Annotated in this window: 29 protein-coding genes and 1 pseudogene; 18 read left to right on the top strand and 12 right to left on the bottom strand. The window is 63.2% G+C overall.

Features of this window, described 5'->3' with window-relative positions:
* Positions 1-246 precede the first annotated feature (246 nt).
* Positions 247-1,038: a class I SAM-dependent methyltransferase gene (locus ACPPVR_RS37950; RefSeq protein ID WP_426611594.1), complete on the bottom strand. Its 792-nt coding sequence runs from the start codon at positions 1,036-1,038 to the stop codon at positions 247-249.
* Between the two features lie 425 nt (positions 1,039-1,463).
* Between ACPPVR_RS37950 and ACPPVR_RS37945 the strand changes: the two genes are divergently transcribed.
* Entirely contained in the window at positions 1,464-2,492 is a 1,029-nt protein-coding gene (locus tag ACPPVR_RS37945; RefSeq protein WP_426611593.1) for a glycosyltransferase family 2 protein, read from the top strand.
* A gap of 18 nt (positions 2,493-2,510) precedes the next feature.
* On the opposite strand, the gene ACPPVR_RS37940 is transcribed toward ACPPVR_RS37945, so the two are convergent.
* Positions 2,511-3,464, bottom strand: coding sequence for a glycosyltransferase (locus tag ACPPVR_RS37940; protein WP_426616267.1), 954 nt, complete (start codon positions 3,462-3,464; stop codon positions 2,511-2,513).
* A 253-nt stretch (positions 3,465-3,717) separates the two neighbouring features.
* On the opposite strand from ACPPVR_RS37940, the gene ACPPVR_RS37935 reads away from it, so the two are divergent.
* From ACPPVR_RS37935 to ACPPVR_RS37920, 4 genes are all read left to right on the top strand, one after another.
* Entirely contained in the window at positions 3,718-4,785 is a 1,068-nt protein-coding gene (locus tag ACPPVR_RS37935) for a glycosyltransferase (protein WP_426611592.1), read from the top strand.
* Positions 4,786-4,824: 39 nt separating this feature from the next.
* Positions 4,825-6,177 (top strand): O-antigen ligase family protein, encoded by a 1,353-nt coding sequence (locus ACPPVR_RS37930; RefSeq protein WP_426611591.1) that lies wholly within the window; start codon positions 4,825-4,827, stop codon positions 6,175-6,177.
* 156 nt (positions 6,178-6,333) lie between these two features.
* A complete protein-coding gene (locus ACPPVR_RS37925) occupies positions 6,334-7,479 on the top strand; it encodes a GNAT family N-acetyltransferase (protein ID WP_426611590.1) in 1,146 nt (381 codons plus the stop codon).
* Between the two features lie 82 nt (positions 7,480-7,561).
* Entirely contained in the window at positions 7,562-8,446 is an 885-nt protein-coding gene (locus ACPPVR_RS37920) for a protein-L-isoaspartate O-methyltransferase family protein (protein ID WP_426611589.1), read from the top strand.
* 253 nt (positions 8,447-8,699) lie between these two features.
* On the opposite strand, the gene wrbA is transcribed toward ACPPVR_RS37920, so the two are convergent.
* The 3 genes from wrbA to ACPPVR_RS37905 are packed head-to-tail and all read right to left on the bottom strand — an operon-like array spanning position 8,700 to position 10,825.
* A complete protein-coding gene (wrbA, locus tag ACPPVR_RS37915; RefSeq protein ID WP_426611588.1) occupies positions 8,700-9,299 on the bottom strand; it encodes an NAD(P)H:quinone oxidoreductase in 600 nt (199 codons plus the stop codon).
* Between the two features lie 46 nt (positions 9,300-9,345).
* Complete coding sequence (locus tag ACPPVR_RS37910) at positions 9,346-10,044, bottom strand: pirin family protein (protein WP_426611587.1); 699 nt, start codon at positions 10,042-10,044, stop codon at positions 9,346-9,348.
* Between the two features lie 28 nt (positions 10,045-10,072).
* Entirely contained in the window at positions 10,073-10,825 is a 753-nt protein-coding gene (locus tag ACPPVR_RS37905; protein WP_426611586.1) for an SDR family NAD(P)-dependent oxidoreductase, read from the bottom strand.
* A 116-nt stretch (positions 10,826-10,941) separates the two neighbouring features.
* On the opposite strand from ACPPVR_RS37905, the gene ACPPVR_RS37900 reads away from it, so the two are divergent.
* Positions 10,942-11,877 (top strand): LysR family transcriptional regulator, encoded by a 936-nt coding sequence (locus ACPPVR_RS37900; protein WP_426611585.1) that lies wholly within the window; start codon positions 10,942-10,944, stop codon positions 11,875-11,877.
* A gap of 36 nt (positions 11,878-11,913) precedes the next feature.
* On the opposite strand, the gene ACPPVR_RS37895 is transcribed toward ACPPVR_RS37900, so the two are convergent.
* Complete coding sequence (locus ACPPVR_RS37895) at positions 11,914-12,171, bottom strand: hypothetical protein (protein WP_426611584.1); 258 nt, start codon at positions 12,169-12,171, stop codon at positions 11,914-11,916.
* 149 nt (positions 12,172-12,320) lie between these two features.
* Here ACPPVR_RS37895 and ACPPVR_RS37890 point away from each other — a divergent pair, with 149 nt between their 5' ends.
* A complete protein-coding gene (locus tag ACPPVR_RS37890) occupies positions 12,321-13,304 on the top strand; it encodes a Bug family tripartite tricarboxylate transporter substrate binding protein (protein ID WP_426611583.1) in 984 nt (327 codons plus the stop codon).
* A 95-nt stretch (positions 13,305-13,399) separates the two neighbouring features.
* The gene (locus ACPPVR_RS37885) at positions 13,400-13,759 is read left to right on the top strand and encodes a hypothetical protein (RefSeq protein WP_426611582.1); all 360 of its coding nucleotides are present in this window, start codon (positions 13,400-13,402) and stop codon (positions 13,757-13,759) included.
* Between the two features lie 58 nt (positions 13,760-13,817).
* Here ACPPVR_RS37885 and ACPPVR_RS37880 read toward each other — a convergent pair whose 3' ends face one another.
* The 3 genes from ACPPVR_RS37880 to ACPPVR_RS37870 all read right to left on the bottom strand — a co-directional run bounded on the left by ACPPVR_RS37880 (position 13,818) and on the right by ACPPVR_RS37870 (position 16,019).
* The gene (locus ACPPVR_RS37880; protein ID WP_426616266.1) at positions 13,818-14,651 is read right to left on the bottom strand and encodes an adenylate/guanylate cyclase domain-containing protein; all 834 of its coding nucleotides are present in this window, start codon (positions 14,649-14,651) and stop codon (positions 13,818-13,820) included.
* Positions 14,652-14,768: 117 nt separating this feature from the next.
* Positions 14,769-15,236 (bottom strand): YbaK/EbsC family protein, encoded by a 468-nt coding sequence (locus ACPPVR_RS37875; RefSeq protein WP_426611581.1) that lies wholly within the window; start codon positions 15,234-15,236, stop codon positions 14,769-14,771.
* 45 nt (positions 15,237-15,281) lie between these two features.
* Positions 15,282-16,019: a haloacid dehalogenase type II gene (locus ACPPVR_RS37870; RefSeq protein WP_426611580.1), complete on the bottom strand. Its 738-nt coding sequence runs from the start codon at positions 16,017-16,019 to the stop codon at positions 15,282-15,284.
* A 413-nt stretch (positions 16,020-16,432) separates the two neighbouring features.
* Between ACPPVR_RS37870 and ACPPVR_RS37865 the strand changes: the two genes are divergently transcribed.
* The 3 genes and pseudogenes from ACPPVR_RS37865 to ACPPVR_RS37855 all read left to right on the top strand — a co-directional run.
* Complete coding sequence (locus tag ACPPVR_RS37865; RefSeq protein ID WP_426611579.1) at positions 16,433-17,152, top strand: superoxide dismutase; 720 nt, start codon at positions 16,433-16,435, stop codon at positions 17,150-17,152.
* 71 nt (positions 17,153-17,223) lie between these two features.
* The gene (locus ACPPVR_RS37860; RefSeq protein WP_426611578.1) at positions 17,224-17,817 is read left to right on the top strand and encodes a hypothetical protein; all 594 of its coding nucleotides are present in this window, start codon (positions 17,224-17,226) and stop codon (positions 17,815-17,817) included.
* Positions 17,818-17,856: 39 nt separating this feature from the next.
* Positions 17,857-18,156: pseudogene (locus ACPPVR_RS37855) on the top strand (GlcG/HbpS family heme-binding protein); the annotation flags it as partial.
* Positions 18,157-18,407: 251 nt separating this feature from the next.
* Here the strand turns inward: ACPPVR_RS37855 and ACPPVR_RS37850 are convergent.
* A complete protein-coding gene (locus ACPPVR_RS37850) occupies positions 18,408-19,292 on the bottom strand; it encodes an amidohydrolase family protein (RefSeq protein ID WP_426611577.1) in 885 nt (294 codons plus the stop codon).
* Between the two features lie 136 nt (positions 19,293-19,428).
* Here ACPPVR_RS37850 and ACPPVR_RS37845 point away from each other — a divergent pair, with 136 nt between their 5' ends.
* The 5 genes from ACPPVR_RS37845 (at position 19,429) to ACPPVR_RS37825 (ending at position 21,823) form a co-directional block, all read left to right on the top strand.
* The gene (locus ACPPVR_RS37845) at positions 19,429-19,905 is read left to right on the top strand and encodes a MaoC family dehydratase (RefSeq protein WP_426611576.1); all 477 of its coding nucleotides are present in this window, start codon (positions 19,429-19,431) and stop codon (positions 19,903-19,905) included.
* Between the two features lie 13 nt (positions 19,906-19,918).
* On the top strand, positions 19,919-20,353 hold the full coding sequence (locus ACPPVR_RS37840; protein WP_426611575.1) for a MaoC family dehydratase: 435 nt from the start codon (positions 19,919-19,921) through the stop codon (positions 20,351-20,353).
* A 197-nt stretch (positions 20,354-20,550) separates the two neighbouring features.
* Positions 20,551-20,676, top strand: coding sequence for a type B 50S ribosomal protein L36 (gene ykgO, locus ACPPVR_RS37835; protein ID WP_006611362.1), 126 nt, complete (start codon positions 20,551-20,553; stop codon positions 20,674-20,676).
* 107 nt (positions 20,677-20,783) lie between these two features.
* Positions 20,784-21,437 carry a tetratricopeptide repeat protein gene (locus ACPPVR_RS37830; protein ID WP_426611574.1) on the top strand — a complete coding sequence of 218 codons (654 nt, stop codon included), beginning with the start codon at positions 20,784-20,786 and terminating at the stop codon, positions 21,435-21,437.
* 125 nt (positions 21,438-21,562) lie between these two features.
* Complete coding sequence (locus ACPPVR_RS37825; protein ID WP_426611573.1) at positions 21,563-21,823, top strand: hypothetical protein; 261 nt, start codon at positions 21,563-21,565, stop codon at positions 21,821-21,823.
* 2 nt (positions 21,824-21,825) lie between these two features.
* Here the strand turns inward: ACPPVR_RS37825 and ACPPVR_RS37820 are convergent, their stop codons facing one another.
* Complete coding sequence (locus ACPPVR_RS37820; RefSeq protein WP_426611572.1) at positions 21,826-22,008, bottom strand: hypothetical protein; 183 nt, start codon at positions 22,006-22,008, stop codon at positions 21,826-21,828.
* Positions 22,009-22,340: 332 nt separating this feature from the next.
* Here ACPPVR_RS37820 and ACPPVR_RS37815 point away from each other — a divergent pair, with 332 nt between their 5' ends.
* Positions 22,341-23,297, top strand: coding sequence for an alpha/beta fold hydrolase (locus tag ACPPVR_RS37815; protein WP_426611571.1), 957 nt, complete (start codon positions 22,341-22,343; stop codon positions 23,295-23,297).
* Positions 23,298-23,315: 18 nt separating this feature from the next.
* On the opposite strand, the gene cycA is transcribed toward ACPPVR_RS37815, so the two are convergent.
* Positions 23,316-23,711, bottom strand: a complete 396-nt coding sequence (cycA, locus tag ACPPVR_RS37810) for a cytochrome c-550 CycA (RefSeq protein WP_426611570.1) — start codon at positions 23,709-23,711, stop codon at positions 23,316-23,318.
* A gap of 242 nt (positions 23,712-23,953) precedes the next feature.
* On the opposite strand from cycA, the gene ACPPVR_RS37805 reads away from it, so the two are divergent.
* Entirely contained in the window at positions 23,954-25,447 is a 1,494-nt protein-coding gene (locus ACPPVR_RS37805; RefSeq protein ID WP_426611569.1) for an FAD-linked oxidase C-terminal domain-containing protein, read from the top strand.
* The last annotated feature ends 1 nt before the right edge of the window (position 25,448 follow it).

The raw sequence follows: 25,448 nt of genomic DNA, 5'->3' as shown, positions 1-25,448 counted from the left end.
GGGATATAGGCGCCCAATCAACGCAACAGGGAAAATTAACCATACTCACTGAGGGACTATTCACCGAAATGGCAAACAAAGCGTTTAAGTGCACGCTGCGGTTGGCCGCGTCGTTGTGACGCTTCCGATGCGTCGGTTCCTCAGGGATTAACGTTTCGTTACCGCGCATGCCGCCCGGCACGCGCGCGTCCGGCCTCGCAGCTTGGCGGCAAGCCTGCACGGACCAAGGCTGCGCGCGCATGGCCGTTAGCGCTTCCGCAGGATGACGTGATAGTCGCCGCGGCGGACGTCGGTGCCGCGCGGAAGCACGGCGTTTATCACCGCGGCGCCGGCATCGACGAGAGCGGCGAACAGCGGCTTGCGCTGGCGCATCTCGGGATAGCGCGGGCTCTCGACCTCGCGGCGGTAGATCATCTCGAGACCGTTGTCGTCTGCAAACGTCGCGAGCTTGGACAGCGTCACCAGCGGATGGAAGAAGGTCGCGAACGGCGCCTCGCCGGGCAGGCCGGCGGTCTTGATGCCGCGGATGTTCCGGTAGAACCAGACATGGAACCAGTGCGGCGAGTATTTGGTGACGACGCCGGACAGCGAGTGCGGATTGGGCGCGCCGATCAGGATCATCCCGCCGCGCTTGAGCGCGTCGCGGAAGTTCAGAAGCGCCGCCTCGACGTCGGGCAGGTGCTCGATCACGTTGTAGCAGATCACGACGTCGAAGGTGTCCGGGCCGAAGCGATAGGTCTGGACGTCGCCGAGGATCGCATCCTGCGCGTAAGTGTTGTTGCGGATCTGGTCCTCGTCGATGTCGACGACGGTGACGTGGCTGCGGCTGAGCACGTCCATGGGCAGGAAGCTGGAGGAGCCGCCGCCGGCCTCGTAGATCGCAAGCGGGCCTTGCGGCAATTCGCGGCGAAGCACCTCGTGCACGCCAAGCAGGCTGTCGCGGGCTTCGCCGGCGACCAGGTCGAGCACCGCCTGGGTCTGTGCCGGGGCTTGCGTTTGGGTGGCTGTCGCGAAATCGACGGTGGCTGACTTGTTCATGTTTTTTGACCGCGCTTGTTCGACTCAAATTTACAGGAAAAATCTCGCATGTCCGAAGAGCAAATCTGATGCCGTGTGATGCCACCGGTCGCGGTGCTTACGGTCGGGTTAATGCGCCCATGCGTTAACTACAGCATCGTCCGTATCCCACCGCCGCCGGCGCTTTGGACTGCAAATTGCAGTATCACACGTGAAGAAATTCGCCGGGAAAACACACAAAAGCAGTTAAGCGCATGATGGGACGTCTGCATCGTCGGAAAACCGGGGGCGTGGTGCGGTTTTGCCGCCGAAGCCGGCCGCCCATTTCGGGACGCATCTGTCCCGCGGCGCTGGGCCGTCGCGACACGGCGCCGATCCATGCAATCGGCGCAAGGCCTTTTTCGGTGAAAGGCCTTTTTCAACATATCTCAGGCATCTAGATCGCCATGACGTTGATCCCGACAGACCTGTCCGCCAGCCGGATCTCTGATGCCGTGCGCGATCCCAACCGGGAGATCGCCGCGAGCTCGCGCGTCATCGACCTGTCGGTCGGCATCGTCGTCTGCATTCCCTGTTTCCGCCGCCCGCAGCATCTGCGGCTGACGCTGGACTCACTCGTCAATCAGCGTACCCCGCGCTCCTTCGCGGTGGTGATGGTCGAGAATGATGCGGCAGGGCGCCAGAGCGCGCCGGTCGCTGCGGAGTATCTGGCCGCCGGCAAGCTCCAGGGCCTCTGCCTGGTCGAGAAGCGGCAGGGCAATTGCCAGGCGATCAATGCCGCGTTCGAGACGGCGCAGGCGCTGTTTCCCGCCGCGACCCGCTTCCTGATGATCGACGACGACGAGATCGCGTCGCCCGACTGGCTCGAACTGATGGTTCGCAGCTGCGAGGCAACGGGCGCCGACGTGGTCGGCGGGCCGGTGCTGCCGGTGTTCGACGACGACAGCCAGCCCTGGCTTGCGCGTCACCCCGCCTTCTGTCCGGCCTACGACTACACCGGCGCGGTGCCGGTGATCTATGGCTGCGGTAACTGCCTGATCACGCGCACGGCGTTCGAGCGACTGGGCAAGCCTGCCTTCGATCTGCGCTTCAATTTTCTCGGCGGCGGCGATTGCGACTTCTTCGTGCGCTGTCGCGATGCGGGCATGACATTCCACTGGACGGCGGAGGCCGTCATCACCGAGACCGTGCCGCAAAACCGCACCAGCTTCAGCTGGATCGCAAAACGCGGCTTGCGCATCGGTGCGATCAATTATCGCGTGCAGTCCAAGGCCGCGCAGAGCCCAGCGGCGCGGGTGCGAGTGTTTGCGCAGATGCTCGGACGGTTACCGCTGTCGCTGGTCCGCTCGGCTCGCTTGCTGACATCGTCGGAAGCCGTCGTGGCAATGCATCCCATGATGGTCGCGATCGGTTCTGCGCTCGCCGCTTTCGGCTTCGAGCCAAAGCCTTATGAAGCCTCGAAGATCGTGTCCTGACGCGCTTGCGTCGGGCGGCTAGATACCAAAATAAGCCAGAGCGATCTTGATCGCGGACCGCGGCATCGCTTTGAGCGACCGCCGGCCGACCATGCCGAGATAGGCGAGGGCGTCGCGGTACCGGCCGAAGCGAACCGCCTGCGTGGCCGAATAGGTCACGAGATGGATTTCCGCCGCCTTCCGCAGCCGCAGCACGGTATCGGCGGGCAGCTTTGCCAGGATCAATGGATCGCTGAACACGCGCGCGACCGCCGGGAAGAAATCCTGCGGCGTTCGTACCGCCGCATTCATCGTGTTGGCCGTGTGCAGGCGATAGTCGAGCAGGAGTTCCGGCACGAACGCGAACTCGCCGATCGCGGCGAGGCGGCACCAGCAATGCCAGTCCTCGCAATATTTGAGCGAGACGTCGAAGCCGCCGGCTGCCCGGAACGCGTCGGCGCGAACCAGCATGATGCCGCCATTGACGATGAAATTGCCGCGAGCAAGCCGCTCCAGCACATCGCCGGATGGTTTGCGGCGCCCCTTCAGGAGATCGCGGCGCCCGATCGGACGTCCCGCGCTGTCGATCGTGTTGTAGTCGCCATAGACCAGAGCCGCGCAGGGCGCAGCCTTGGCTGCGGTCAGCAGTGTCGTCACTGCGCCCGGCCGCAGGCGGTCGTCGGCATCGAGGAAGATCAGCCAGTCTCCACGCGCACTTCGTGCGCCGAAGTTTCGCGCGGTCGACACGCCGCCGGCGTCGTTGATCATCAGGCGTAGCCGCGGATCGTGGATGGCGTGGACGATCGCAACGGTGTCGTCGCTCGAGCCATCGTCCACGACGATGATTTCGCTGACGCCATTCTGCGCCAGCGCGCTGTCGATGGTTTCACCGATATAGGCCGCCGCATTCCTGGCGGGGATGACGACGGAAACCGCTGGCGATGTCGCGCGCGCCTCCGTCGCCGCGAGCGCGGCGGTCGGTGCTTCAAGCATGGGGTCGGCGACGGTCAAGCGATGGCTCGTCTTTAATGATCTGTTAACCAGGCTGCTTCTCGAAGCCGCAGTCGTAGTCCTGGCTGGCGTGGATGATACCCACATAACCGTCAAATCGTTGCTGCGAAGGTCAGCGCAAGTCTCGTTTCGTAGATTAGCGTTAAGTCCGTGACGTTAAGTCTGTCGCAGGTTTGAAGAGGGGCGACGGCCGGTCTCATGCGAGATTATGGCCTGATTGACGCGGATGGACCAGGTGCCCGCAAAGACGTTCGACTACGATCCCGACGCCATGGTCCTCAATCTGTTCTACGAGGACAAGGACGATCGCTGGTTCCCCGGCGACCGGCATCTACGGCGTATGGCGCGCAAGATGCTGCTCGGCGAGCCACGCATGAGCGGACAGCTTCGCGTGTTCCTCAACCTTTGCGCGGGGCTCGACCGGCTCGGCATCCGCTATCGCGTCAACGACTACAGCTACATCGCGCAGCATCCCGAAGAAGTCGCCTGCATCATCGGTCGCACCTTCCTGCTCGACAAGTTCGCGTGGAAGAACCCGATCCTGCTGGGCGTTGCCGCCCATAATCATCCGCTCGACGATCCCGACCTGTTCAAGCGGCTTCCGGTGAAGAAGGTCGTGGTGCCGGGCCCGTGGTACGCCGACATGTACCGGCCGTACTGGCCCGACACCGAGGCCTGGCCGACCGGCATCGATACGGATCTCTGGGCGCCGGCGCGCCGGTCACACAAGACCGTCGACGTCCTCCTCTACGACAAGGTCCATTGGGATCGCGAGCGCTACGTGCCGGAGCTGGTCGATCCGGTCCGCGCGCGGCTCGTCAAGGAGGGGCGCTCGTTCATCGAGCTGCGCTACGGCAGCTACAAGGAGGAAGACTATCAGGCCGCGCTGGCGCGTTCGCGCGCGATGATCTTCCTGTGCCAGAACGAAAGCCAGGGCATTGCCTATCAGGAGGCGCTGTCCTGCGGCGTGCCGGTGTTCGCTTGGGATCCCGGCGGTCCCTGGCGGGATCCCGATTATTATCCGCATCGCGTCCAGTTCGCGCCGGTGTCCTCGGTGCCCTATTGGGACGACCGCTGCGGCACCAAATTCGTCGACCATGCGGGCTTCGAGGCGCGCTGGGAGGATTTCTGGGCCGGATGCGCTGCGGGCAAATTCGATCCGCGCGGCTACGTTCTGGACAATCTGACGCTGGAAGAGCGCGCGCTACAATATTACGAGATCACGCGCAGCGTGGCACGGCAGCAGAAGGTGCCGGCCGGCTCCGGCATGCTGGTTGACGGATGGTTAACGGGGATGGGTTAGACCCGGGACGTCCCCACCGTCTCCTATCGGCCTAGAGGCATGGATCGCAGCGCCGCTGACACGACTGACGTCGAGGCCCGATCGTACGGCCTCGCCCTGCGCGATGGGCTTGCCGGGCTGAATGTCGTACAGGTGGCGCGCTGTCTCGTCGCCGTCGCAGCCCTCCTTCTGGTCCTGATAACGCTCGATCCCTTTCCGGACCTGCGCAATCCTGATGTCGCAACCGTGGTCGGCGGACGATTGGCGACGACCTATATTGCGTTCGGATTGCTCGCCGCAGTCGCGGTGCTGTTCACCGTCGCCACCGACGCGCGCTCGCTCAGAAGCCTGGTGACGCCGCTGCATCTCTGCCTCGTCGGCTGGATGCTGATCAATGTCGTGCTGTCCGAGAGTCGCGAGGTCTCGATCCAGCGCTTCGTGCTCGCGGTCAGCGCGACCACGCTTGCGGTCCTGCTGCCGCTGCTGCCGCCGACGCAGCGCAGCTTCAATTTGTGCCTTGGCGTTGCCGCGCTCGTGCTGCTGGTGCTGTGCTATCTCGGCGTTGTCCTCGCCCCGCAATATTCGATCCACACCGCGCTCGACATCACCGAGCCGCAGCTCGCCGGTGACTGGCGCGGAAGCTTTGGGCACAAGAACGTCGCCTCGCCCGTCATGACCATCCTGGTCTATCTCGGCATTTACCTCTGTGCCGTAGGCTCCTTCGTGATGGGACCCGTGATCGCCGCGCTCGCCGGCATCTTCCTGATCTTTACCGGCGGCAAGACGTCGTCAGTGCTTTGCCTCGTCATTTATGCCCTGGCCTCGCTGGTCTACGTCACACGGAGCCTGTGGCTGAAGCGGATCATCTGCTTCGTGCCGCTGATCGTGATGAACCTGCTGACGGTCGGCAGCGTCGCAAGTCCCGCACTGTCGTCCCTCACGCGGCTGCTGCCGGTCGATCCCACCTTCACCGGCCGCTCCGACATCTGGGAGTTTGCGCTCTCGGCCGTGGCGGAAAAGCCGATCATCGGTCACGGCTATGCGGCGTTCTGGGACGACGTCACCGAGCGGCAGACGGCCAAGGGCGCCGAATGGGCGGTCACCGCGGCGCACAGCCACAACAGCTACCTCGACCTCGCCATCACGATCGGCCTGCCGGGCCTGATGCTCGTCATTTTGATCTTCGTTCTTGCGCCACTCCGCAATTTCCAGGCAATCCAGACGCACAGCCACAGCAATGCGCTGGGCAAGCTATTCCTGACCATATGGCTGTTCGGCTTGTACTACGGGACGACGGAAACCTTCCTGCTCGAGCGGCAGAACCCGATCTGGTTCATGTTCGCGCTGGCCGTGGCGGGGCTGCACTTCCTCGCCAGGTTCCAATGCGTCGCGCAAATGCAACCCGAGCGCTGACAGCTTGTCGCAGCCTTCGCGTTCCATATCGGGACATGAGAGACCCTTGCGCGCGGCCCCCGACGGTGTCGGCTTAACGATAAGCAGTGACGTAACTTGTGGTCTGCGACAAAACATAATCTATCTGGAAACGTTCAGTAATTGTATGCCCCGCGAATGGCGTTTCTTAGCCTCGAGCAACTAGATGGTCGGGTGTCCAGCACGTCGGGAATCTCAGTCGATTTCATGCGTGACTGGCGACGGGCCGCATTGCGCCTGAACGCAGGCCATCGCACCGCGTTCCAGCATGGTTACTGGCTTGGTGCCTGGTACGAGGCCTTTCACGGCGTCGCGCCGCTGATTGCCGTGATCTCCGATGCCGCGACGGGCAAGGACATCGCGATGGTGCCGATGATCAGCCACATCAGGCGCGGCATCCGCGTCGTCGAGTTTGCCGATCTCGGGGTCTCCGACAACAACGCGCCGATCCTCGCCTGCGACGCCACGTTCGATGCGACCGGTGCGCATGCGATCAGCGCGGCGCTGGTCGATGGCTTGCGCGCCTTGCCGGACCGATTCGACCTGCTGCGTCTGAAGAAGATGCCGGCCTATGTCGGCGGCAAGCCGAACCCGCTGGTCGGGCTCGGCCGTCTCGGATCCTGCTCGCTTAACGGCAACCTCGTGCTGACCGGCGACGATTATGCGGACTACCAGGCGTCGATCAAGCGCATGCAGATGCCGCGCTGCTGGCGCGTGTTCAGCCGCCATGCCGGCGCGCGGTTCGAGATCGCCACGGATGTCGCTCGCGCGCACGAGCTCCTCGACGTGATGGATGTCCAGCAGCAGGAGCGCATGCAGAAGCTCGGCTCGCGCTTCGTCCTCAACGACGAGGCCCACGCCGGCTTCTATCGCGACGTGGCCGAGAAGGGTGTCGCGGAAGGTTATGCCATCGTCTCGGCGCTCGTGTGCGACGAGGGCATCGTCGCCACCACGCTCGGCGTCCGTTATGGCGCGACCTATTTCCTGCTGCGCATAGGCCATGCCGGCAAGCGCTGGGCGGGCTGCTCGCCGGGGCTGCTCGTGACCGAGCGCACCTTGGCGGCGCTGCATGCGCAGGGCGTGCGCCGCTTCGATCTCAGCATCGGCAATCACGACTACAAGCGCCGTTTCGGGGCCGAGCCGGTCCCGCTGACCGATGTCAGCGTCGCGCTGTCCTGGCGCGGGCTGCCCTATGTGCTGCGCGACCATGCTGCGCAGGGATTGCGCCGCCATCCAAAGCTCGCTGCCCTCGCGTCGCGGGCGATGGGCAAAGCAGCACGCTGACGCGAGCTGCGCCCGTGGTTGTAGCCGTCACTCGCATATCGCAAGCGTTGTGCTATCGTTGCCTCGGCAGCCCGGAGGCGACATGGACGATCGTTCGGACAAATTTCGCGCGTTCTATGCGCAGTTGATCTGCGCCGCGGCCAGGACCACGGATCCCCGTATCGAGCAGGCGTTTCGCACGGTCAGGCGCGAGCCCTTCGCCGGACCAGGGCCGTGGTCGATCTCGTTCGGCGGCCACCCCTATGTCGTGACGCCCGACGATGATCCGGCCTTCCTCTATCAAAATGCGCTTCTGGCGCTGGACCCTTCGCGCGGCGTCAACATCGGCATGCCCGGCGCGCATGCTTATTGGCTCGGCGGCTGTGCTGTGAAACAAGGCGAGACGGTGATCCAGATCGGCGCCGGCACCGGCTATTACACCGCAATTCTCGCCGATCTCGTGGGTCCCAAAGGCCGCGTCTATGCCTATGAGATCGACGAACGCCTGGCGCCGCTCGCGCGCGAGAATCTGAAAGATATCGCTGAAGTCGAGCTGCGCGAGCGCTCGGGCATTGCGTCCGATCTGCCCCGCGCGGACGTGATTTATGTCTGTGCGGGCGCGGTGCAGCCGGCCATGGAATGGCTCGAGGCGTTGCGGCCCGGTGGGCGGCTGGTGTTTCCATTGGCGCCGGAGGGCGTGCTCGGCGGCATGCTGATGATCACGCGCGCCGATCAGGGTACGATCTGGCCCGCCAAATTCCTGGGGCGGGCCCAGTTCATCGGTTGCGCGGGACTACAGGATGCGGATGCCGGCCGGCGATTGGCGGAGGCGTTCGCAAAAGGATGGGAGAGCGTGCAGTCGTTGCGGAGAGGGGACGCGCCCGACGAGACCTGCTGGTTTTCCGGCGACGGCTGGTGGCTTTCGACCGCGCCGGCGCCCGCACCGGCGGTCAGCATCCCATCGCACGCGGACATCACGCAGGCTTAGCGCGTCAAGATCCCGCGCAACCGGCACAGTGAAACCGGCCGCGGGAAGCACGGAACAAGCTGCGGCAATACCAGCGGCGCGTCAGCGCCTGCACCGGTCTGCGGATCATCTGCGCCATCAAGAGAAGTTCGAAAGCCATTCTTGTCGTAAGTCCTGTCGTTCCTGCTGACATAGATGGGGCGGCATTCCCGTCAGAGAATGCCGCCCACATCGCATCAGCCATGCAGCTGGTTGTTAGCTTTAACTGCGAAGCTTAGCCATGCAGCTTCTTCGCGGTCTCCGCGATCTGGCGCCCTTGATAACGCGCGCCAGCGAGCTCGTTGGTGCTGGGCTGGCGGCTGCCGTCGCCGCCCGTGATGGTGGTGGCGCCGTAGGGCGAACCACCGGTCACCTCGTCGAGCTTCATCTGGCCGGCGAAGCCGTAGTTCAGGCCGACCACCGTCATGCCGAAATGCAGGAGGTTGGTGATGATCGAGAACAGCGTCGTCTCCTGGCCGCCATGCTGGGTCGCGGTTGCCGTGAAGGCGCCGCCGACCTTGCCGTGCAGGGCGCCCTTGGCCCAGAGGCCGCCGGCCTGGTCGAGGAAGTTCGCCATCTGCGAGGCCATCCGGCCGAAGCGGGTGCCGGTGCCGACGATGATCGCGTCGTAATTGACAAGATCTTCGATCTTGGCGATCGGAGCCGCCTGGTCGACTTTGTAATACGAGGCTTTTGCGACTTCGGCCGGCACCAGCTCCGGCACGCGCTTGATGTCGACGGTCGCGCCGGCCTCGCGCGCGCCTTCTGCGACGGCGTTGGCCATCGCTTCGATGTGGCCATACGCGGAATAATAGAGGACGAGAACTTTGATCATGGTGGTCTCCGTGGGGATCGAGTGAGATGGTTGATTGCTTGGAGCGTTACGCCGCGTCGACGAGCACGAGCTCGGAGTCTTCCAGAGCCGTGATCTTCAGCCTGGCCTCGTCGCGGATCGCGGCGCCGTCGCGGGCGTTGACGCGCACGCCGTTGATTTCGACGGCACCTGCCGCCGGCACCAGGTAGAGGTTCCGTGACTTCTCGGGCTCGTATTCCGCGCTCTCGCCGGCCTTCAGCGTCGTCGCCAGCACCCGTGCATCGGCGCGGATCGGCAGCGCGTCCTTGTCGTTCGCGTCGCCGCTCGCAATCGTGACGAGCTTGCCCGAGCGGTCCGCCTTCGGGAACGGCTTCGAACCCCAGGTCGGCTGGCCGCCGCGAGCGGTCGGCTCGATCCAGATCTGGAAGATCCGGGTCTTGGTCGGCTCGAGATTGTACTCGGAGTGGCGGATGCCGCTGCCCGCGCTCATCACCTGCACGTCGCCCGCCTCGGTGCGTCCCTCATTGCCGAGGCTGTCCTGATGGGTGATCGCGCCTTCGCGCACATAGGTGATGATTTCCATGTTGGCGTGGGGATGGGCCGGGAAGCCGGTGTTCGGTGCGATCTCGTCGTCGTTCCACACCCGCAAGGCGCCGTGACCAATGTTGTTCGGGTCGTAGTGGCTTGCGAAGGAGAAATGATGCTTGGCCTTGAGCCAGCCGTGATCAGCGCCGCCGAGTTTTGCGAAGGGTCTGAGTTCGATCATTTGCGTAATCCCTTGTTAGCTGGATGTCTTAGGCGCCGAAGCCTCCGTCGACGTTGAGCACGGTGCCGGTGACGAAGGAGGCTTCCGGGCTTGCGAGGAACACGACGCCGGCTGCGACTTCCTCGGGGCGGCCGAAACGCTGCAGCGCGTGCTGCTTGCGCTGGGTCTCGGCAAACTCGCCGCCGTCCTTTGGATTCATGTCGGTGTCGATCGAGCCGGGCTGCACCACGTTGACGGTGATGCCGCGCGGGCCAAGGTCGCGTGCCGCACCCTTGGTGTAACCAACCACCGCCGCCTTGGTGGCGACGTAGTCGGCAAGGCCCGGGAACGAGGCGCGATCAGCGAGCATCGAGCCGACGGTGACGATGCGGCCGCCTTCGCCCATCAATTGCGCAGCGGCGCGGATCGCCGCGATCACGCCATGCACGTTGACCTGGTCCTGGCGGGCCAGCGCCTCGACGTCGGCCTTGGCATCGTCGATCGCGCCGCCATTGGCGACCCCGGCATTATTGACGAGGATGTCGAGACGGCCGAACTCCTTTGCCACGTCGTTGACGAGCTTCGTGACGTCCTTGGCCGAGGCCTGGTCGGCCTTGAAAGCACGGGCCTTGACGCCCTTGGCCTTCAGTTCGGTGACGACGGCTTCGGCCTTTTCGGGCGAGGCGATGTAGCTGATCGCGACATCCGCGCCTTCGTCGGCGAGAGCGCGGGCCGAGGCCGCGCCGATGCCGCGCGAACCGCCGGTGACGAGGGCAACCTTGCCCGAGAGCTTCTTGGTCATTGGATTTCTCCAGTCCTGAATTTCTGATGACGCTTGGATAAGCCTCCGCCTGTGGTATAGAAATAGAAACTGTCGAAACACATTGTTTCTTTAAACACCCCAATTGGACGGCTCCCATGGCAAAACTCCCCGATTTCGAGGCTCTCGCGATTTTCGCAAAAGTCGTGGAATTACGGTCGTTTGCAGCGGCCGCCGGCGAGCTTGCGATGTCGAAGGCGACCGTGTCCAAGGCCGTGACGCGGCTGGAGGAGCGGCTCGGCGCCCGGCTATTCAACCGCACCTCGCGCCGGCTCGCGCTGACCGATGCCGGCCACAAGCTCGCCGAACGCGCGACGCGCCTGCTCTCCGACGGCGAGGCGGCGGAGAACGAGGCGCTGGCGCAATCGGTGGCGCCGCGCGGGCTGGTGCGGCTCGCCGTGCCCATGACGTTCGGGATCAAGGCGGTGGCGCCGCTGTTGCCGGAGTTTTTCGAAACCTACCCGGAAGTCTCGGTCGATCTGCATTTGAGCGATGCGACCGTCGATTTGATCGGCGAGGGCTTTGACATGGCGGTGCGGATCGCGCGGCTGCCGGACTCGTCGCTGATCGCGCGACGGCTCTTCACCATGCCGCGCTTCACGGTGGCCGCGCCATCTTACCTCAAGAAACACGGCCGGCCGACGCACCCGATGCATCTCGCCGGGCACAAATGCTTCAGCTACGCTTACCTCACCACGCCCAATGTCTGGCACTACACCAATGCGGCCGGCGAGCAGGCCAGCGTGCGTCCGGGCGGCCAACTCCGCGTCAACAATGGCGAGGCCGTGATGCCGGCCCTGATCGCCGGCCTCGGCATCGCTGAACTGCCCGAATTCATCGTCGGCGAAGCCATTTCCTCAGGCGAGGTCGAAGTGATCCTGAAGGACTGGAAGCAGGCCGAAGGCGCCGTGCACCTCGTAACCCCGCCAGGCGGCCCGCGCCCCGCGCGCGTCGAAGCGCTCGGTGAGTTTCTCGCGGCGAAGCTGCCGGGCACCTGCAAGCGGCGGCCTCGCGGGAAGACAAAGACGTCGTAGAGCGAGTTGCTTCAACGTCGCAATGACGGAGTGTGACTACGACACCTTCACGCCGTTGCTTGCGACAATTCGCAAGGCTGGCTTCAGCGTCTCCTCCAACTGCGACTTCAATTCGTGAACGCGCGGGTCGGACGAGCGCGCCGCGCAGACCGCGTATTGATGGACGGATTGCGCCAGGGCATGCCGCGCTTCCGGCGTTCGTGTCATTTCGGGCTCTGAAAGCCGCAGGACGATCGCGGCGAGATTCACCAGCATCTCGTCCAGGGCGACGTCGATGGTTGCTAGTTTTCCCATGGCACACTCCCTTGGGAGGGCAACAATGGCTCTGGGGATCCGTTCCGGACCGAAGCGAACATGGTTAACGCATCGTAAACGGCTTGTTCTTGCCGATCGCGACGCTAGGCTGGGAGCGAAACAAGAAAAATCGGGGGGAGAGACCTGCCATGGATCGACGCGATGTCCTGCGCGCAGTTGCCGCACTGCCGTTGTTGCCCGTGTTGCCGAGCGCAGCATTCGCCCAAACCTATCCCACCCGTAACATCACCATGATCGTGCCGTTCCCGGCCGGCGGCCAGGCCGATCTCGCGGCGCGCCCGGTGGCACAGGCGCTGGAGCGGATTCTCGGCAAGGCCGTCATCGTCGACAACCGCGCCGGCGGCGCCGGCGGATCTGTCGGCAATGCCGCGGCCGCACGCGCCGAGCCCGACGGCCACACGCTCTTGATGACGCTGTCCTCGCTCGCGGTGCTCCCCGAGGCCGACCGGCTGTTCGACCGTCCGGTCGCCTATGAAGTCTCGCAGTTCATGCCGATCGCGCGCGTGCTCGCCGATCCCACGCTGCTGGCGGTGCCGGCCTCCGCGCCGTGGAAGACGGCACAGGATTTCGTCGAGGACGCGAAGAAACGCCCGGGCGAGATCACCTACGGCTCGTCCGGTCCTTACGGCACGCTGCACGTGGCGATGGAGATGTTTGCCAACAGCGCCGGCATCAAGCTGCTGCACGTGCCGTTCCGCGGCGCCGGGCCCGCGCTGACCGCGCTGCTCAGCGGCACTGTGCAGGGAATCGCGGCGGCACCGGGTACGCTGAAGCCGCAGGTCGACGACGGCAAGCTGCGCGTGCTCGGCAATTGCGGCGCGCAGCGCATCGCGAGTTTCCCTGATATCCCGACCTTTCAGGAGCTCGGCTACAAGGATGTCGAGATGTACATCTGGGCCGGGCTCTTTGCACAGAGTTCTCTTCCTGCGCCGATAGCGACCAGACTGCGCGAAGCGATGGGGCAGGTGATGACCAGTCCCGACGTGCTCAAGACCTTCGACACCTCGGGCAGTCTCGTCGCCTATCAGGACGCGCCAGCGTTCTCCGAGTTCGTCGCGGCTGACAGTTCGCGGCTGATCGCGGCGGTCAGGAAGATCGGCCGGGTCGAGTAGGTTCCATCCGCGCTTCACATTTTTTTGTTGGGCCAGAACCTGACCGCGTCTCATTGATTGAAGACAAATCAAGGGACTCAAGAAGGAATCGGGACATGCGAACAGAGCGAATTGCGCTGGGTGTGGCGCTGATAGTCGGCGGCATGGTCGCGCAAGGGGCGGCCTTCGCGCAGGAAAATCGCGGCACAATGGAGCAACAGATGGCGTGCACGCCGGATGTCTGGCGCCTGTGCAGCGATCAGATTCCGGACGTGAACCGCATCACGGCTTGTCTGCAGCAGAACGCGCCGCAGCTCTCGAGCGGCTGCCGTGCGGTGTTCCAATCCAACAACCAGATGCAGCCGCAGCAGCCGGTCCCGCGCGGCCGGGCTATGCCGCCGCCGCGCTACAACAATGCGCCGCCGCGCTATAACGAGGCGCCACCGCCGTCGCGACCTGACGATGACGACGACTGAAGCATGATCCGCAAAGGTGCGCAGCGGGTGGCGCGAAGATGCGGTCGCACCGCCTCGTTCAGCGCTCGCCCTTGCTGTCCGACTCAGGTCGATTTCGGAGTGCTGTCCGCAAGAGGGCACCGAAGAGCAATGCTGCGACTGGCCAGTGGAACCAGATCTTGTGCATGCCACTGAAAACATTGATCAGAATCAGAAAGGCCGACACCGTGAGGGCCGCTGCAACCGGGCGGGGCAGCTTCGCCAGCCAATCCGAGACGACACGCGTCCACGAGGATGGCTCGTGCCTGTCGCCAATCCGCGGAGCACCAGCTTCCCCTTGGGAAGTGGGACTTTTGCTAACTGGGAAGCTCCGTCCCTGAGCGGTTCGGCCGCTCATCGTCACCCGATAGCTGGTCAGGGGAGCAACGTTCTTCATTGGTCGCTGGCCGAGGCAGTCGAAGCCAACGGATAATTTGTTGTGCACCTGATCGTAGACGGAACTCGAGATCACGACCCCGCCGGGGTCGGCAAGTTCTTGCAGCCGCGACGCGATATTGACCCCGTCGCCATAGATGTCAGAACCGTCCACCATCACATCGCCGAGATTGATGCCGATGCGAAACCGCATCGGGTGCGCGTGAGGCGGGTCCGAATCCTGATTGGCAATTTCCTGCTGAATCTCGACCGCACATTGCACGGCCTCGACGACGCTGGCGAACTCGGCGATTACAGCATCGCCCCAAGTATTTACGATGCGGCCGTCATGACGCTCCACCAATCCTGCAATGGCAGTGCGGTAGCGGCGGAGCGTCTCCAACGTTCCGGTCTCGTCGGCTTCCATGAGGCGAGAATAGCCGTGCACATCAGCGCACAGGACGGTGGTCAGTCGTCGTTTCACCTTGTCGTCGGCCATGACACCCATGGTAGCCTCCCTGACTGGCAAATGCATCAGGCATCGCATCTGGCGCCATCGCGGTTCAACGACCGATCGATCTGCGCACCGCGGTCTATGAGTGCAGTCGCAGCTGCCTTAGGGCTTGTGCTCGCACACATCGACCCATTCGGCCGCGGTTAGCTCGGCCATTCGGTCCGGCGTGATACGCACCGCGCTGTGGGTCGAGCCCGCGGCCGGCACCACGACGTCGAACGCCTTCAGCGACACATCGCAATAGACCGGCAGCGGCGACCTCAGCCCGAACGGGCAGACGCCGCCGACCTCGTGGCCGGTGATCTCGGCGACCTCTTCCAGCCCCAGCATCTTCGGCTTGCCGCCGAATGCCGCCTTGACCTTCTTGTTGTCCATCCGCGAGGTGCCGGCGGCGACGATCAGGATCACGCGCTCGCCGATCCGCAACGACAGCGTCTTGGCGATCCGCCCGGGCTCGACGCCATAGGCTTCGGCCGCCAGCGTCACGGTCGCGGAGCTGATCGTGGATTCGATGACGGATATGTCGGGGGCTTTCTCGGCGAAGAAGGCGCGAACGGATTCCAGGCTCATTCCAGTCAGCTCATTCCAGACTTACGGCGGGCGGCGATCCCCGGGTCATCCCTGGACGATCCCGGGCAGCTCCGAGAGAGAACGGACGCGATGATCCGGCGCAAAGCCGAGCTCGTCCATCTGGGTCCGGATCGCCTTGAACATCGTCAGCGGTGCCACGAGTTCATTCTCGACGCAAGCCAGCGCCATCGCTTCGGGCGTCACCCGTTCGATCCATGCGACATTCAATCCGAACGACTTTGCGCCCGCGACGTCCCAGGGATTTGAGGAGACGAACAGAACCTCGTTCGGTGCGGTGCCGAGCACCTCGCCGATCAGCGAGTAGGCTTCCGGAGATGGCTTGAAGATCTTCTTGGCATCGACGCTGATGGTGGCATCGAGCAGGCGGTCGAGGCCGGTGTTGCGCACGAGCGCATCGAGCATGTCCGGGCTGCCATTGGAGAGGATGGCGAGTTTTCGCGGTTTCAAGGTCGCAAGCGATGTCGCTGCATCGGAATAGAGGTCGAGATGCAGGTACTTCTCGATCACGCGCTCGAATACCTCGTTCTCATAGGCGAGCCCGAGCACGCGCAGCGTATAAGCGAGCGAGTCGCGCGTGACGACGGAGAAATCCTGGTAGCGCCGCATCAGCGAGCGCAACCAGGTGTATTCAAGCTGCTTGATGCGCCAGATCTGCGTGATGATCTCGCCGTAGCCCGGAAACCCATCTTCGGTGATCTCCGCGACCGACTGGATGTCGTAGAGCGTCCCGTAAGCGTCGAAGACGACGGCTTTGAGGGGCAATTGGCTCGCTCCTTTGGGATCTTTGCGGGGGCGCACGGACAATACCGCAACGGCCTGGTACGCGACAAGGTCGGAACCTTCTTCAAAAAAACGTCACCCCGTCGACCTCGCGCAGCAGATTGACACTGCCGCCGGCAGGCGTTTAATTCAGGGCACGGGGATTTGCGATCTCCCCGCGAGGCGACATGCCCAAGTATCGCGTCCTGGTCACCAAGGACGCTGCATGTCTTCATTCATCTCGATCTCACCAGAGAAATTGTCCCGTCAATTGGTGCCGCCAGCGCGCCGAGCCTCGTCGATGTCCGTATCGACGAGGACCGCGCGGTCTATTTGCGCACTCGACAAGACGGCGAGCACCAGGAGCTAGCGAGCACCCGGGGCAAGTTGGGGACGACAATGAAGTGGAGGACTCCATGACCACGAATACCGACCGCCGAGACTTCATCAGGGGCGTGGGGGCCGCCGCGGTATCGACCGCAATACTCGCGGGTCCGCAAGCCCTTGCGCAAGCCAATCAGCCAACAGGAGCCAGGCCAATGACATACCAGCCCAAGCCGATGCCGTTCGATCCGAAATCCATTGCCGGCATCTCGGAGAAGGTGCTCGTCAGCCACTACGAGAACAACTATGTCGGCGCCGTAAAGCGACTCAACGCGATCGGAACGCAACTCGCCGAGCTCGACTTCGCGAAAGCTCCGAACTTTGTCATCAACGGCCTGAAGCGCGAGGAACTCGTCGCGTCAAACTCGATGATCCTCCATGAAATCTATTTCGACGGGCTCGGCGGTGCCGGCAAGCCGAGCACACCACTTGCCGACGCGATCGCGCGCGATTTCGGCAGCATGGAGCGGTGGCGCGCGGAGTTCTCGGCTATGGGCAAGGCCGAAGGCGGCGGATCCGGCTGGGTGATTCTTTCCTACTCACCGCGCGACAAGCGGCTGGTCAATCAGTGGGCTGCCGACCACACGACGACGCTGGCCGGCGGACGCCCCGTGCTGGTGCTCGACATGTATGAGCACGCCTATCACATGGATTATGGTGCCGCGGCCGCGAAGTATGTCGACATCTACATGGAAGCGATCAAATGGGACAACGCTGCAACACTGTACGATCAATACAGGCGGGAAGCTTAGGCGTTGTGCAAGAAATGAGCGTAGCGCTCTTGGGGGCGGCGTTGTTCCTATTGTTGGTGGAAGGAAACGCGATGGCAGAAACTGTAAATTTTGACAACGCAGCGACCGGTGCAGCGCCCGAAGGCTGGACTCTGACGATGACGGGTCGTGGCCAGCCCAAATGGACGGTCGAGGTGGAGTCGACGGCGCCAAGCAAGCCGAACGTCCTGAAACAATCTGGTCAGGCGACGTTTCCAGTGGCGCTCAGGAACGGTACCAGCATCCTAGACGGGTTCGTCGAGGTCAAGTTCAAGGCGATTGCAGGCTCCGAGGATCGTGCGGCCGGTATTGTCTGGCGCGCAAAGGATGCCGACAACTACTATGTCGTGCGGGCCAACGCGCTTGAAGACAATGTTGTGCTCTACAAGACGATCAAGGGTGTTCGCAACGCGCTCGATATCGTCGGCCGGAAAGGCGGCTATGGCGTCAAGGTGTCGGTGCCATCAGGTCAATGGCATTCCCTACGTTGCGAATTCGCGGGAAAGCTATTCAAGGTAACGTATGACGGCAAGCCGATGTTCGAGGTCGAGGACGAATCGATCAGGGACGCCGGCATGATCGGCTTGTGGACCAAGGCCGACAGTGTCACCGTATTCGACGACCTGACATACGGTGCGCTGAACTAAGGTTAAAGTCGGCGTCGACCCGCTCACGTCGGAGAAACCATGCTCGCTCGAACCCTGCTTGCGGCCACCGTCCTGTTGATGCTCGCGCACCCGGCAATGGCGCAGAAGCCGCTCGCGACCTACAAATCTCTGAGTCCCGAGCTGGCGCTTGATCTGGCCCGGGCATCGCTTGGCGATTGCCGACGCGGGTACCAGGTCGCCGTCGCGATCGTCGATCGCTTCGGGGGGACACAGGTGATCCTTCGTGACAGGTTCGCAGGTGCTCACACCGTTCCAACGGCCTCAGGCAAGGCGTGGACCGCAGCAACATTCCGTACCAGCACCACCGAACTGAATGCGTAGGCGTCGAAGACGACGGCTTTGATGCTCATTGTCCGTCCCTTTGAAGCGTTACGGGCACGCGGACTATACCTAAATGGCCACCTTACCGTCCTTTGCTATTCTTGGCGTCCCCTGACAGCAGCTTCATGACCGGCGGCGAGGTTTACGTCGACCGAGGCCTGGCACAAGTCTGAGGCCTTGAGCGCCTGAGCGTGAGGGCTTCGGCAACCGGTCGAAGCCCTCAACGCGCCGTGGTGATGAGTAAGCGGCTAGATGCCCAGCAGCTTCCTCGCGTTGGCTTTCAGCACCTTCGGCCGGATCTCGTCGCGGATCTCGATCTTGGCAAAGTCCGACAGCCAGCGGTCCGGCGTGATCACCGGCCAGTCCGAGCCGAACAGCATCTTGTCCTGCAGGATCGAGTTGATATAGCGCACCAGGATCGGCGGGAAATATTTCGGCGACCAGCCGGAGAGGTCGATATAGACGTTCGGCTTGTGGGTCGCGACCGACAGCGCCTCTTCCTGCCAGGGGAAGGAGGGATGGGCGAGGATGATCTTGAGGTCGGGGAAGTCAGCCGCGACGTCGTCCATGTACATCGGGTTGGAATATTTCAGCCGCATGCCCATGCCGCCGGGCATGCCCGAGCCGACACCGGTCTGGCCGGTGTGGAATAGCGCGATGGCGCCGCCATTGTTGATCTCTTCATAGAGCGGATAGGCCATGCGGTCGTTGGCGTAGAAGCCCTGCATGGTCGGGTGGAATTTGAAGCCGCGCACGCCGTATTCCTCGATCAGCTTGCGGGCCTCGCGCACGCCGAGCTTGCCCTTGTGCGGGTCGATCGAGACGAAGGGGATCAGGACGTCGAGATGGTCGGAAGCGATCTCCAGCATCTCTTCATTCTTGTAGCGGCGGAAGCCCGTCTCGCGCTCGGCATCGACCGGGAAGATCACCGCTGCGATGTTTTTCGAGCGGTAGTAGGCGGCGGTCTCCGGCACGGTCGGCGGATGCTTGTGCGGCGACTTGAAGTAATCCGCCATCTGCGACTGGAAATCGTCATAGCCGTCGTCGGGATGGGTGCCGCAGGGCTCCTCGGCATGGGTATGGATGTCGATCGCGACGACGTCGTCGATATTGGGCAGCTTCAGCTTCGGCATTGGTTTCCTCCCGACGGGTTACCAAATTGATTATATGATATAACGAAATTGGCAAGCGCCGCGTGCGGGAAGCATTGGTAGGTAGCAATCCCTGAGCTAATGTTTCCGCAACGATAAGGGGTAAGGGAGGCCGAAAATGGCAGGCGCGCAAGCCTTCGAGACCGATTTCTGGAAAGATGCGCAATCGCGCAAGGTATGGGACGAAATCGTCCCGGGCGAGCCGCGCAAGACCATCCCCTATACGCTTACGCGCGAGGCGATCGCGCTCTACTGCAAGTCGGTCGGCGAGACCCATCCGCTTTATTTCGACGAGGCCTATGCGCTGACCACCCGATACCGCGGGCTGATCGCGCCGCCCTCGATCCACATCATGCTGATGTTCGCCTGCACGCCCGCGGACGACTGGATGCGCTCGCCGGGCACGGTCAATGCCGGGCAGTCCTGGAGCTACAACATTCCGGCTCGCCCGGGTGATGTCATTCGGCTCGAGGCTCGCGCGCTCGACAAGTTCATCAAGCGCGAGCGGCTGTTCGTGGTGCACGACAACGTCTTTTTCAACCAGGCTGGCGACGTCATTTGCTCCGGCCGCGGCTGGACCATCAGGCCGGCGTGAAGGAGCGCGCGAGATGACCGTGACATTCGAAAGCCTCAAGGCCGGCGATTCCATCGAAGGGCCAGCCTTCGCCGTTTCGCGCGAATCCATCCGCCTGTTCTGCGATGCCTCGCTCGACTACAACCCGCTGCATCTCGACGACGATTTTATGAAAGGCAGTTTCGGCAAGACCCAGTTCGGCGGCGTGATCATGCACGGCATGAATAATTTCGGTCTGATCTCGCGCATGCTCACCGACTGGGCCTACCCGGCAGGCGCGGTCCACCGCCGGCTCGAGACCCGATGGGTCAAGCCGGTCCGCCCGGGCGACACGATCCAGCCCTCAGGACTGATCAAGGCGAAGCAGGTCACCGCTAAATCGCGCTGGGTCCTGATCGACGTCGTCGTGCGGAACCAGAACGAGGAGCGCGTTGCGACCGGCGAGGCGATGGTCGAATTTCCACTCTAAAAGGGCCGTTTTCGCCCTATCCCGAGGTTAATCAGCCCCGAATGGCCCGTTTGCATTGACATCCGGTCCCGCCATGCCTTAAGAACCGCCCCGTCCCGGGCGGTCGTCCGCCGGCGGGGAAAATCTCATTTTGCCACATTCGCGCGTGCCGAAACGGTAGTGCCGAACACGGCCTTTCGAACGTTCAGGATTCTGCCATGAAGGTCCGTAACTCGCTGAAATCGCTGCGCGGTCGCCACCGTGCCAACCGCCTGGTCCGCCGCAAGGGCCGGGTCTATGTGATCAACAAGGTGCAGCGCCGCTTCAAGGCTCGTCAGGGCTGATTTTGCCCTGCCGGACGCCTCGCGCGCGCCCCGCAAGACCACGGTCTCACACGAGTTTGACGCCGCCCTGCTTTGCAAGGGCGGCTTTACGCGTTTAGACTTTGGCCATGACAGTGAGATTCCGTTTCGCGCGCACCCTGTGTCTGGCCCTCGTTCTGGGAACCGCCGGCTTCGCGCCGGCCTTGATCGATCCTGCCTTGGCGCAGGATGATCCGGCCCCGCCCTCAAGGCAGCAGAAGAAGCTGCCGGAGGCGCCGGCCAAGTTGCCCAAGATCGATCGCACCAAGAATCTCGACTTCCTGTTCGGCGCGCTCAAAGCCGCTCCTGACGATGACAGCGCCAAGAATGTCGAGGCGCGGATCTGGGCGATCTGGCTCCAGACCCCTAGCGACACCGCGGCGCTGTTGATGGCGCGAGCCAAGGCTGCCGTCGATGCGCAGAAGATCGACATCGCGATCAAGCTGCTGGATTCGGTCATCAAGCTCAGGCCTGACTACATCGAAGCCTGGAACCGCCGCGCGACGCTCTATTACATGCAGAACGATTACGGCCGCTCGCTCGCCGACATCCGCGAGGTACTGATCCGGGAGCCCCGTCATTTCGGCGCGCTCGCAGGCCTCGGCATGATCATGCAGGAGGTCGGCGACGAGAAGCGTGCGCTCGAGGCCTACCGCAAGGCGCTCGCCGTCAATCCGCACCTCGAAAAGATCCCCGACCAGGTCAAGGCGCTGACCGAGAAGGTCGAAGGCCGCGACATCTAGCCGACAAGTTGATCATTTCCCGAGCGATTGCGGCGCACGCGGATTAACCACGATCACATGGATCACGCTGCGAGGGGTATTGTCGGCGCCCCAGCAGGCCTACTTGCATGGCAGGAGCAAAAGCCATGAAGCGTTTGATCTTTGCTTGTAGCTTGCTGTTGGCGTCGGGGACAATGAGCCTTGCCGACGGACTGTTCTGGGTGGTCGGCAATCACGCCACCGGCAAATGCAACATCGTGACCCGCAATCCGGTCATCGACGGCGACATCTGGTTCGGCGACGGTCCCTACAAATCCATGGCCGACGCCAAGCTTGCTCGCTCGACCATCCGTGCCTGTCCTGCGCCCGCCCCCGACGAGGAAAAGGCCGAGGACAGCACGAACTAGGCTTAGTGCAGGACGCTGCCGCCGCGCTCAGTGAGACCATGGTCGACGGCCGCTGCGTAAGCCTTTGCAAGCTCCGCCTCGAGATGCTCGTTGATCAGGAGCAGCGCCCGCAAGGCACCGCGCAAGTCGCCGTTGCAGCTCGCGACGATCTCGTCGATTGCAGTGTCGTTCGATCTGAAGCTCATCGAAAAATCCTCCGGTTCAAACCAGGGCAAATTCTGCCGGTCGTTCCTGCATCCCCCGGGGGGTTGCGGGGAGGATCGGCGCCCATCCGCGTCTAGATGGCGGAACCGACCGTGGCGATTATAAGGAAGCTGCGATGACGAGTGCATGAAGCTGGTCCGAGGCTTGTGGCGCGCTGGGAACGTCATTGATTCTATTGTGTTTTTCAGATTTAGATTATGCACATATCCACAGCCCCGGCATTTTCGATGGAAGCGCTGACGCCCACGGGGCGAAACTGCCGTGTGCCAAGACCCGTAGCTGTGATGTGCCCTGGATTGCCCGGACTCTCTCCATGATCGTGATGTCAGTCGTGACGGCGCTGGTTCTGCTGGCGCTGGTCTCGCAGGCCGGCGTGTTGGCTGTGCAGCGTAGTTTTCCGCCGCAAGGCCGGATGATCGAGGTCGAGGGTGCTGTGCTCCACGTCGTCGATATCGGTCCGCGCGATGCCGGCCTGCCGATCGTAATGCTGCACGGTGCAAGCTCCAATCTCGAGGCGATGCGCCATCCGCTCGGCGACCTCCTCGCCAGGGAGCATCGCGTCATCCTGATCGACCGTCCCGGCCACGGCTGGAGCACGCGTGCGCGGCGGCGGGATTCGACGCCCGAAATCCAGGCGTGGATGATCGACCAGGCGCTTGGCAAGCTCGGGGTCGATCGCGCCGTCTTCGTCGTGCATTCCTGGAGCGGGGCGCTCGGCGCACGGCTGGCGCTCGATCATCCCCGCCGCGTTGCCGGTCTCGTGATGCTCGCGCCCGTGACCCATCCCTGGCGCGGCGGCGTTGGCCGTTACAATGAAATCATCGCAATGCCATTGATCGGCCCGCTGCTCGCCTACACCGTCACGCTGCCGCTGGGGTATTTCGTTGCCGAAGCCGGCGCGCGCAATGTCTTCCTGCCGCAGACGATGCCGGACGGATTCATGCAGGATTCTGCGACGCCGCTGCTGCTGCGCCCGCGCGAGTTCATCGCCAATGCCTATGATCTGGTGACGCTGAAGGAAGCGGTGGCCGCGCAAGTCGCGCGCTATGGCGAGATCAAAGCGCCGGTCACGATCATCGCCGGAGAGCCTGACAAGACGGTGAAGACAGACATCCACGCGCGCCCGTTCGCCGCTCAGGTGCCGAATGCAAAGCTGATCGTGCTGCCCGATCTCGGCCACATGGTGCAGAACGCCGTGCCGAATCTCGTGAAGACGGAGGTCGAGACGATGATCGGGAAGATCGTCCCGGCGCAGGCGGCCGCCGATTAGCGACCGCCTCTTATCCGTTTACTGCTTGATCTTCCCGTCCTTGTCGAACTGCGAGACATAGGTCCAGAGATTGTTGATCTCGGTCTCGTTCTTGATGCCGGCGAACGCCATCTTGGTGCCCGGAATCTTGGCCTTGGGGTCCTTGATGTATTCCTTGAACTGCGCCTCGTTCCAGGTGATGCCGGAATTCTTGTTCGCATCCGAATAATTGTAGTCCGGCGCGGTGCCGGACTTGCGGCCGTCGAGGCCGTTGAGCTCGGGGCCGACCTTGTTCTTGGCGCCTTCGCCGATCGCGTGGCAGGCTAGGCATTTGTTGAACGACGATTTGCCGGCCGCGGCATCCTGCGCCATCGCGGTGGAGGCCGTGGCAGTGACGGTGAGGATCATCAGCGCGCCAAAAGTCAGTTTTTTCATAGGGTGCTCTTCGTCTCTTTCCCGGTGGGCTGTTATCTGGTCGGCAATCGTCGGACCTTGCCGGTTTTGGCACGGCCCGCTCGGCTTGGACAAGCCACGAAACCATGACAGGTTTCATGATTTCCTACTTGTCCCAGAGCGAACTCGCGCCGGATCGCCGCTCCGACTTTCGGATGGCCTACCCAAACCACGGTGGACGTGGTTGATTTGCCGGAACAAATCGCGAGTCGGAAGGATATGTTATGGCCATCATGATGCCTGCGAGCGACCAGGCCGTGCTCGCGCGCCGCGCCGAGATCGTGGCTGCGCTGCGCGCGATCGTGCCCGGCGAAGGCGTGATCGACAGCGCCGCCGAGATGCGGGCTTATGAATCCGACGGGCTGACCGCCTATCGGCAGCCGCCGATGGTCGTGGTGCTGCCGGATACGACCGAGCAGGTCTCGCTTGTCCTGAAATATTGTGCCGGGCAGGGCATCAAGGTGGTGCCGCGCGGCTCCGGCACGTCGCTGTCCGGCGGTGCGCTGCCGCTGGAAGATGGCGTGCTGCTGGGTCTCGGCAAGTTCAAGCGTATCCGCGAGATCGATTTCGACAACCGCGCCGTTGTCACTGAGCCCGGCGTCACCAATCTCGCGATCAGCCAGGCAGTTGCGCATGCCGGCTTCTATTACGCGCCCGATCCGTCCTCGCAGATCGCCTGCTCGATCGGCGGCAATGTCGCGGAAAATTCCGGCGGCGTGCACTGCCTGAAATACGGCATGACGACCAACAACGTGCTCGGTTGCGAGATCGTCCTGATGAGCGGCGAGATTTTGCGCATCGGCGGCAAGTCGGCGGAAAATTCCGGCTACGATCTGATGGGCGTCATCACCGGCTCCGAAGGCCTGCTCGGCGTCATCACCGAGATCACCGTGCGTATCCTGCAAAAGCCGGAGACGGCACGCGCGCTGATGGTCGGCTTTGCGCAAGTCGAGGCGGCCGGCGAATGCGTGGCGCGCATCATCGGCGCCGGCATCATTCCCGGCGGCATGGAGATGATGGACAAGCCCGCAATTCATGCGGCAGAAGCGTTCGTCCATGCCGGCTATCCCCTCGACGTCGAAGCGCTGCTCATCATCGAGCTCGACGGTCCCAAGATCGAGGTCGACGAACTAATCACGCGTGTCGAGACGATCGCAAATGGCTGCGGTTCAACCACCTGCCAGATCTCGACATCGGAAGCCGAGCGCAATTTGTTCTGGGCCGGCCGCAAAGCGGCGTTTCCCGCCGTCGGTCGCATCTCGCCCGACTATCTCTGCATGGACGGCACGATTCCCCGCGGCGCGCTGCCGAAGGCGCTGGCGCGCATTCGCGAACTCTCGGAAAAATACCAGCTCGGCTGCGCCAACGTGTTCCATGCCGGCGACGGCAATCTGCATCCGCTGATCCTGTACGACGCCAACAAGCCGGGCGAGATCGAGCGCGCCGAGGCGTTCGGCGCCGACATTTTGCGGGCCTGCGTCGAATTCGGCGGTGTGCTCACCGGCGAACACGGCGTCGGCATCGAGAAGCGCGACCTGATGCCGGAGATGTTCAGCGAGATCGACCTCAACCAGCAGCAGCGGCTCAAATGCGCCTTCGACGCGCAGGGCCTGCTCAATCCCGGCAAGGTTTTCCCGACGCTGCACCGCTGCGCCGAGCTCGGCCGCATGCATGTCCATGCGGGCAAGCTGGCATTCCCGGATATTCCGCGGTTCTGAC

The sequence above is a fragment of the Bradyrhizobium sp. McL0616 genome (genome assembly GCF_049993385.1).
GTDB lineage: Bacteria > Pseudomonadota > Alphaproteobacteria > Rhizobiales > Xanthobacteraceae > Bradyrhizobium.
This window is presented reverse-complemented; position numbering and strand designations above follow the sequence as displayed.

Coding starts and splice junctions, on each gene's coding strand:
- ACPPVR_RS37910 (WP_426611587.1), bottom strand. CDS start 10,044: ATGATCGAACTCAGACCCTTCGCAAAACTCGGCGGCGCTGATCACGGC.
- ACPPVR_RS37930 (WP_426611591.1), top strand. CDS start 4,825: ATGGATCGCAGCGCCGCTGACACGACTGACGTCGAGGCCCGATCGTAC.
- ACPPVR_RS37940 (WP_426616267.1), bottom strand. CDS start 3,464: ATGCTTGAAGCACCGACCGCCGCGCTCGCGGCGACGGAGGCGCGCGCG.
- ACPPVR_RS37885 (WP_426611582.1), top strand. CDS start 13,400: ATGCGAACAGAGCGAATTGCGCTGGGTGTGGCGCTGATAGTCGGCGGC.
- wrbA (WP_426611588.1), bottom strand. CDS start 9,299: ATGATCAAAGTTCTCGTCCTCTATTATTCCGCGTATGGCCACATCGAA.
- ACPPVR_RS37850 (WP_426611577.1), bottom strand. CDS start 19,292: ATGCCGAAGCTGAAGCTGCCCAATATCGACGACGTCGTCGCGATCGAC.
- ACPPVR_RS37825 (WP_426611573.1), top strand. CDS start 21,563: ATGAAGCGTTTGATCTTTGCTTGTAGCTTGCTGTTGGCGTCGGGGACA.
- ACPPVR_RS37920 (WP_426611589.1), top strand. CDS start 7,562: ATGGACGATCGTTCGGACAAATTTCGCGCGTTCTATGCGCAGTTGATC.
- ACPPVR_RS37845 (WP_426611576.1), top strand. CDS start 19,429: ATGGCAGGCGCGCAAGCCTTCGAGACCGATTTCTGGAAAGATGCGCAA.
- ACPPVR_RS37950 (WP_426611594.1), bottom strand. CDS start 1,038: ATGAACAAGTCAGCCACCGTCGATTTCGCGACAGCCACCCAAACGCAA.
- ACPPVR_RS37900 (WP_426611585.1), top strand. CDS start 10,942: ATGGCAAAACTCCCCGATTTCGAGGCTCTCGCGATTTTCGCAAAAGTC.
- ACPPVR_RS37820 (WP_426611572.1), bottom strand. CDS start 22,008: ATGAGCTTCAGATCGAACGACACTGCAATCGACGAGATCGTCGCGAGC.
- ykgO (WP_006611362.1), top strand. CDS start 20,551: ATGAAGGTCCGTAACTCGCTGAAATCGCTGCGCGGTCGCCACCGTGCC.
- ACPPVR_RS37865 (WP_426611579.1), top strand. CDS start 16,433: ATGACCACGAATACCGACCGCCGAGACTTCATCAGGGGCGTGGGGGCC.
- ACPPVR_RS37830 (WP_426611574.1), top strand. CDS start 20,784: ATGACAGTGAGATTCCGTTTCGCGCGCACCCTGTGTCTGGCCCTCGTT.
- ACPPVR_RS37815 (WP_426611571.1), top strand. CDS start 22,341: ATGATCGTGATGTCAGTCGTGACGGCGCTGGTTCTGCTGGCGCTGGTC.
- ACPPVR_RS37905 (WP_426611586.1), bottom strand. CDS start 10,825: ATGACCAAGAAGCTCTCGGGCAAGGTTGCCCTCGTCACCGGCGGTTCG.
- ACPPVR_RS37895 (WP_426611584.1), bottom strand. CDS start 12,171: ATGGGAAAACTAGCAACCATCGACGTCGCCCTGGACGAGATGCTGGTG.
- ACPPVR_RS37880 (WP_426616266.1), bottom strand. CDS start 14,651: ATGGCCGACGACAAGGTGAAACGACGACTGACCACCGTCCTGTGCGCT.
- cycA (WP_426611570.1), bottom strand. CDS start 23,711: ATGAAAAAACTGACTTTTGGCGCGCTGATGATCCTCACCGTCACTGCC.
- ACPPVR_RS37840 (WP_426611575.1), top strand. CDS start 19,919: ATGACCGTGACATTCGAAAGCCTCAAGGCCGGCGATTCCATCGAAGGG.
- ACPPVR_RS37805 (WP_426611569.1), top strand. CDS start 23,954: ATGGCCATCATGATGCCTGCGAGCGACCAGGCCGTGCTCGCGCGCCGC.
- ACPPVR_RS37890 (WP_426611583.1), top strand. CDS start 12,321: ATGGATCGACGCGATGTCCTGCGCGCAGTTGCCGCACTGCCGTTGTTG.
- ACPPVR_RS37945 (WP_426611593.1), top strand. CDS start 1,464: ATGACGTTGATCCCGACAGACCTGTCCGCCAGCCGGATCTCTGATGCC.
- ACPPVR_RS37860 (WP_426611578.1), top strand. CDS start 17,224: ATGGCAGAAACTGTAAATTTTGACAACGCAGCGACCGGTGCAGCGCCC.
- ACPPVR_RS37925 (WP_426611590.1), top strand. CDS start 6,334: ATGGCGTTTCTTAGCCTCGAGCAACTAGATGGTCGGGTGTCCAGCACG.
- ACPPVR_RS37875 (WP_426611581.1), bottom strand. CDS start 15,236: ATGAGCCTGGAATCCGTTCGCGCCTTCTTCGCCGAGAAAGCCCCCGAC.